This is a genomic window from Streptomyces sp. NPDC004752, assembly GCF_053601275.1.
Genome location: NZ_JBSGBN010000136.1, coordinates 21217 through 27216, shown reverse-complemented (window position 1 = coordinate 27216; position 6000 = coordinate 21217). Strand labels below are relative to the sequence as shown.

General features: G+C 69.4%; 6 protein-coding genes. All 6 read right to left on the bottom strand.

Going from position 1 to position 6000, the window contains the following annotated elements; genetic code table 11:
* Nucleotides 1-91 precede the first annotated feature (91 nt).
* From ACWEKM_RS37965 to ACWEKM_RS37940, 6 genes are read right to left on the bottom strand one after another with little or no spacing between them, the layout of a single operon-like run.
* On the bottom strand, nucleotides 92-472 hold the full coding sequence (locus ACWEKM_RS37965; protein WP_451625844.1) for a cupin domain-containing protein: 381 nt from the start codon (nucleotides 470-472) through the stop codon (nucleotides 92-94).
* Between the two features lie 16 nt (nucleotides 473-488).
* Nucleotides 489-1892 (bottom strand): NAD(P)/FAD-dependent oxidoreductase, encoded by a 1404-nt coding sequence (locus tag ACWEKM_RS37960; RefSeq protein ID WP_451625843.1) that lies wholly within the window; start codon nucleotides 1890-1892, stop codon nucleotides 489-491.
* Nucleotides 1889-3061 (bottom strand): ABC transporter ATP-binding protein, encoded by a 1173-nt coding sequence (locus ACWEKM_RS37955; protein WP_451625842.1) that lies wholly within the window; start codon nucleotides 3059-3061, stop codon nucleotides 1889-1891. The genes ACWEKM_RS37960 and ACWEKM_RS37955 overlap by 4 nt, the downstream gene beginning before the upstream one ends.
* Nucleotides 3051-3842, bottom strand: a complete 792-nt coding sequence (locus ACWEKM_RS37950; protein WP_451625841.1) for an ABC transporter permease — start codon at nucleotides 3840-3842, stop codon at nucleotides 3051-3053. The genes ACWEKM_RS37955 and ACWEKM_RS37950 overlap by 11 nt, the downstream gene beginning before the upstream one ends.
* Nucleotides 3839-4717 carry an ABC transporter permease gene (locus ACWEKM_RS37945; RefSeq protein ID WP_451625840.1) on the bottom strand — a complete coding sequence of 293 codons (879 nt, stop codon included), beginning with the start codon at nucleotides 4715-4717 and terminating at the stop codon, nucleotides 3839-3841. Before ACWEKM_RS37945 ends, ACWEKM_RS37950 begins: the two co-directional genes overlap by 4 nt.
* A 3-nt stretch (nucleotides 4718-4720) precedes the next feature.
* Nucleotides 4721-5818, bottom strand: coding sequence for an ABC transporter substrate-binding protein (locus ACWEKM_RS37940; RefSeq protein WP_451625839.1), 1098 nt, complete (start codon nucleotides 5816-5818; stop codon nucleotides 4721-4723).
* Between the last annotated feature and the right edge of the window lie 182 nt (nucleotides 5819-6000).

Here is a 6000-nt window from a genome sequence, read left to right as displayed (position 1 = left end):
CCGGTGATCCGGCCGTCGGCCACCGCGACGGCGGTAGCGGGCGACCGCCGCGGATCACCGGTCCGCGGTCGGCCGCCGTGCGGCACGAGGCTCACACACCGGCCCGGTTGGTGTGCACCACGTACATCTTGCGCAGGGCCTCGTGGACCTGCCAGCTGCCCCGCCAGCCGGCCGGCATCACCAGGGTGGAGCCGGGGCGCAGCTCAACGGCCTCGCCCCCCTCCGTGTGGACGGTTGCGGACCCGGTCAGCACCTGACACACCTCGTCGTAACCCTCGTGGGTGGAGGGGAAGAGGCCGGGGCCGCATTCCCAGATACCGGCCTCCGTCAGCCCGTCGGGGGACTTCCACAGGGTACGGGTGGTCTCCTGCTGGCCGGGGGCGCCGCCCGGCTTGGGGCTTGCGGGAGGCAGAGCGGCACTCGCCGAGTCATCGAGGACGACGAGGGAAGGAACGAGGGAGGTGGTGTCCATGAGGGGTCGGATCCTTTCAGCGGCCGCTGATGGCGTTGGCGACACGTGCGATGAAGGAAGTGCGCTGCAACCCGGAGTTCTCATGCCGGTCGGCGGCGCGGTAGGCGATGTAGAGGCTGCGGACGCCCAGCCAGCGCAGCGGCTCCGGCTCCCAACCGCGCACCGTGCGGTCGACCCAGGGCAGCCGCGTGAGGTCGGTCTTCTGACGAAGGATCAGGTCGCGTAGGGTGCGTCCGGCGAGGTTGGTCGAGGTCACGCCGTGCCCGACATAGCCCCCGGCCCAGCCCAGTCCGGTCCGCTCGTCCAGATGGACGGAGGCGCACCAGTCGCGCGGCACGCCCAGCACACCGGACCAGGTGTGGTCGATCGCGACGCCCTCGGTGGCCGGGAAGTGCTGCCTGAGAATGGCCTGCAGTTGCAGCTGAGTGGCGGCCTTGGTCTCGCCGCGCTGGTCGACGTGGGAGCCGAACATATACGGGATGCCGCGCCCGCCGATGGCGATACGGCCGTCGGTGGTGCGCTGGATGTAGCAGAAGGAGTTGGCATCGTCGCTGAGCAGTTCGGCGCCGCGCCAGCCGATCTCCTCCCACGCCGAAGCGGGCAGCGGCTCGGTGACGATCATGCTGCTGTTCATGGGCAGCCAGACCCGGTGGTGGCCGCGCAGCCCAGCGGTGAACCCCTCCAACGCCCGGATGACATACGTCGCCCGGACGCGGCCGTGCGCGGTGACCGCCTCCCGTGGGCGGATCTCGGTGACCTCGGTGCCCTCGTAGATGGCGACGCCCATCCGCTCGACCGCGTCGGCCAGGCCCCGTACCAGTTTGGCGGGCTGGATGCGGGCGCAGTGCGGGCTCCAGTGGGCGACCCGGGCGCCCGCGACACGGACTCGCTCGGCGAGTTGGTCACGGTCGAGTTCGACCAGGTCGTCCTCGGTCCAGCCTTCGGCGCGCAGCGACGACAGGTGCTCGCGCAGCCGTCGCTCCTGCGCGGCGTTGGTGGCGACCTGCAGCAAGCCGTCCTTCTGTATGTCGGCGTCGATGCCTTCCTCGGCGGCGACCCGGATGACCTCGTCGACCGAGGAGAACATCTCACGCTGCATGGCGACGGCCGACTCCCAGCCGTGCGACGCGGCGTATCGGCGCATCTGGCCGGGCGGCTCGGCGCTGAGCCAGCCGCCGTTACGGCCGGAGGCGCCGAAGCCGGCGAACTCCTTCTCCAGGACGGCGATCCGCAGATCGGGCTGGGCCTGCTTGAGGTAGTAGGCGGTCCACAGTGAGGTATAGCCGCCGCCGACGAGCGCGACGTCGACGTCGAGGTCGCCGGGCAGCGCGGGGCGGCGGGCGGGGACGCCGCCCTCCCGGAACCAGAAGGAGACGTCGCCGTTGACGAAGGTGGGGCTGGTGGTGAGGGTGGCGCTCATCGTCCGCTCTCTTTCACGGCGGTGACCGGGACCCGGTCACCGGAGACGGCTGGGCGGGTGGTGCTGGTGGGATCGTCGAGCAGGACACCTCGCTCGACGTCCCAGACCACGGTGACCTCGTCGCCGTGGCGGACGCCGGACAGCCGGTCGGCCTGCTCGCGGGAGAGCAGCACCGTGCCGTCGGGCAGCGTGAGTTCCAGCTTGCGGCCGGAGCCCAGGTAGATCTCCTGGGTGACCCGGGCGGGCAGTGCGTTGACCCCGGCGGCGACCGGCGCCGCGGCCGGCTGCACCCTCATGTGCTCGGGGCGGACCACGACGGCGGCCGCGCTGCCCTCGGCCGGGCGGCCGATGACGCGTACGGTGCGATCGCCGACGCGCAGGCAGGAGTCGTCGCCGTCCGGCTCGACGCGGCCCCGGACGGTGGAGGACTCACCGAGGAACTCGGCCACGAAGAGGGTGCGGGGCTTTTCGTAGAGTTCGCTCCCGGTGCCGACCTGCTGGATGCCCCCGTCGTTGAAGACGGCGATGCGATCCGACAGGACCAGCGCCTCTTCCTGGTCGTGGGTGACGAAGACGAAGGTGGAGCCGACCTCCTGGTGCACCCGCTTGATCTCCAACTGGAGGGATTCGCGCAGTTTCTTGTCGAGTGCGCCGAGCGGCTCGTCCATCAGCAGCACGCTCGGCTCGTACACCACGGCCCGGGCCAGGGCGACCCGCTGCTGCTGGCCTCCGGAGAGTTCGCGCGGCCTGCGATGGCCGTAGTCGCCGAGCCGCACCGTCTGAAGTGCCGCCTCGACCATCTCGGCGCGGCGGGCCTTGGGCACCTTGCGCTGCTTGAGCGGGAAGGCGACGTTCTCGGCCACGGTCATGTGCGGGAACAGCGCGTAGTGCTGGAAGACCATGCCGATGTCACGCCGGTGCGGTGGCAGGTCCTGCATCTGTCTGCCGCCGATGGTCAGCGTGCCCGAAGTGGCGCCGGTGAACCCGGCGATGATGTTGAGGGTGGTGGTCTTGCCGGAGCCGCTGGGGCCCAGCAGGGTCATGAACTCGCCTGGTTCGATGACCAGGGAGACGTCGTCGACGGCGACGGAATCCGCGTACTCCTTGCGCACCTGCGCCAGTTCGATACGGGCTCCGCGCGCCTTGATGAGGCTGGTCTCAGCGGACACGGTTCCTCCTGGCGGTGGCGAAGGTGGCGGCCAGCACGAGCACCGTGGTGAAGACGATGATCAGGGTGGCGGCCGCGGCGATGGTGGGGTCGGTGTCCCGGGTCACGCTGGCGAACATCCGGACCGGCAGGGTCTGCAGGTAGGGGCTCTGGATGAACAGCGAGACCACGACCTCGTCGAAGCTGGTGACGAAGGCGAACAGGGCACCGGAGACGACGCCGGGGGCGATCAGTGGCAGGGTCACCTGCCGGATGGCGCCCCACCGGCCCGCACCGCAGATCAGGGCGGCGTCCTCCAGTCGCCGGTCGAAGCCGCGCAGGCTCGCCGTCACCGGGATGATCACGAACGGCAGGGCCAGCACGGTATGGGCGGTGACGAAGCCGAGCAGGGTGCCCAGCAGGTTGTACTGGAGGAAGAGCGCGTACACGCCGATGCCGACCACCACGGTCGGCACGATCATGGGTGCCAGCAGCAGGCCGTACGACCCCTTCACCCAGCGGGATGCGGACCGGGTGAGCGCGATCGCGGCGGCGGTGCCCAGGGCGGTGGCCACCAGGGCGACCAGGGCGCCGACCTGGAGCGAGGCGAGCAGCGCGTCGGTCCACTGGCGGTTCGTGAAGAAGTTGCTGTACCAGCGGGTGGACCAGCCGCTCGGCGGGAACACCAGGGACGCCTTGTCGGTGAAGCTGAGCGGGATCACCACCAGTGTCGGCGCGATGAGCCAGCAGCCCACCAGGGCGCTGAACGCCCAGAGCGCGATGCGCGCGGGTCCTGTCCTCATCGGGTTCCTCCCCGGGCGCGGGTGAGTCGCAGAACGACGCCGACCAGTGCGAGCAGGACCAGCGTCACCGCCAGCAGCACCATGCCCATCGCTCCGCCACGGCCCCACGCCAGCAGCCCGTTGACCTGGGTGAAGATCTGCTGCGAGATCAGCGCCTGGTCGGGTGAGCCCAGCAGGGCCGGGGTGATGTAGAAGCCGAGGGAGGTGATGAACACGGTCAGCGCGCCCGCGCCCACGCCGGGCAGCGACAGCGGCACGAAGACCCGTAGGAACGCGATGGCCGGGCGGGCGCCCATGCCCTGCGCGGCGTCGAGGAGCCGCCGGTCGATGCCGCTCATCACCGCGAACAGCGGCAGCACCATGAAGGGCATCAGCACCTGGGACATGCCGATCACCACGCCGGCGGGGGTACGGATCAATTGCAGTGGCCCCAGGCCCACGGTGCCGAGGAGTTGGTTGATCACGCCGTTGTCCTGGAGCAGCACCACCCAGGCGAAGGTGCGCACCATCAGGCTGGTCCAGAACGGCAGCAGCACCAGCAGGGTGAGCCAGATCCGCGCGCGGGCGCCGACCACGGTCATCAGGTAGGCGTACGGGTAGGAGAGCAGCAGTGTCACCAGGGTGACGACGGCGCCGACGGTCAGCGTGCGGACCAGCGTGGCGAGGGCGACGTCATTGGTGAAGAACCAGGAGTAGTTGCCCGCGCCGGGCGTCGGCTCGGTGACGCTGCGCCAGGCCATCAGGCCCAGCGGCACCAGGAAGAGCACGGCCAGCAGGACCACCGCGGGCAGCAGCAGCCACCCCCACCGGCCGTCGGCGCCCTTGCGGGGCCGGCTGCCGGTGGCCGGGGAGGCGATGTCGATCAAGGCTGTCATCGGTCAGCTCGCCAGCCAGTCGGACCATTTCTGGATGATCTGCGCCTGGTTCTTCGCCCACCAGACGTTGTCGATCTTGAGTCCCTGGGCCTGCTTCTCGGGGGTGGTGGTCACATACTCCGAGGCGAGCTTGTCCAGCTTGGGGTGGGAGTCGGTGTTGATCGGCGAGTAGGAGGTCAGCTCGGAGAGCTTGGACTGCTGGGTGGCGCCCAGGTAGTAGTTGATCAGTGCCATGGACGCCTTGGGGTTCTTGGCGCCGACGGGCACGGCGAGTGAGTCGGAGACCGGCAGGAACTGGTTCCACTGCGGTGCGAAGTGGGCGCCGTTCTTGACCGCCGAGTAGGCGCGGCCGGACCACACCATGGCCATGGAGACTTCACCGGACTCCAGCAGTTGCTGTGAGCGGGCACCGGTGTCCCAGAAGACCAGGGAGGAACGGACACTCGTCAGCTTCTTGAGCCCCCGGTCGACGTCCAGCGGGAACAGCTTGTCGGGAGCGACCCCGTCGGAGAGCAGTGCCGCCTCCAGCGCACCCGGGGACACATCCGACGCGATACCGGGTATCGCGCGCTTGCCGGGGTATTTGGCGGTGTTGAAGAAGTCCGCCCAGCCCTTCGGCGGGTTGTTGCCGAACTTCTTCTTGTCGTACATCAGGACCACGCCGTAGCTCATGGCCGGCACGGAGCATTTGCCCTTCATGCCTTTGGGCAGCTTGGAGGTGTCGACGATGGAGGTGTCGAGCGGCATCAGCAGCTTGCCGCACTGATGATTGGCCCAGAGGGTGTCGGTGTCCACCACGTCCCAGTTGACGTTCTTGGCGTCGACCTGAGCCTTGATCTTGGTGTAGTCGGTGGGGCCGTCGGAGAGCACCTTCGCCCCCGATTCGGCGGCGAACGGTTTCACGGCGGCGGTCTCCTGGCCGTCCTGGAAGATGCCGCCGTAGGAGGTGAAGGTGAGGGTGACACCGTCGAGCGCGCCCTTCTTGACCTTGCCCGCCGCCGCCGGCCCGGGACCGAGGTCGACGTCGGCCCCGGCAGGGCTGGTGCCGACGCAGCCGGTGAGGGTCAGAAGCAGGGCACCGACAGCAGCGGTACACCCCATGATTTTGTGCGATATTCCGGGCATTGCTGACTCCAGGGATGAGCGGTGGAGACACACAGGGACAGTGCAGGCGCAGAGCGCCCGACGCGAGCGCAGAGCGCGCGGACCATCGGATGAGGGAAGGCGACGGAAAAGGGGTGTGCGCTAGAAGGAGGGAACGGGACACACAACGGGGCGGGGAA

What these genes read in the sequence shown, in the direction of transcription:
- ACWEKM_RS37940 (WP_451625839.1), bottom strand. Translation starts at nt 5,818, where the DNA reads ATGGGGTGTACCGCTGCTGTCGGTGCCCTGCTTCTGACCCTCACCGGC.
- ACWEKM_RS37960 (WP_451625843.1), bottom strand. Translation starts at nt 1,892, where the DNA reads ATGAGCGCCACCCTCACCACCAGCCCCACCTTCGTCAACGGCGACGTC.
- ACWEKM_RS37945 (WP_451625840.1), bottom strand. Translation starts at nt 4,717, where the DNA reads ATGACAGCCTTGATCGACATCGCCTCCCCGGCCACCGGCAGCCGGCCC.
- ACWEKM_RS37950 (WP_451625841.1), bottom strand. Translation starts at nt 3,842, where the DNA reads ATGAGGACAGGACCCGCGCGCATCGCGCTCTGGGCGTTCAGCGCCCTG.
- ACWEKM_RS37965 (WP_451625844.1), bottom strand. Translation starts at nt 472, where the DNA reads ATGGACACCACCTCCCTCGTTCCTTCCCTCGTCGTCCTCGATGACTCG.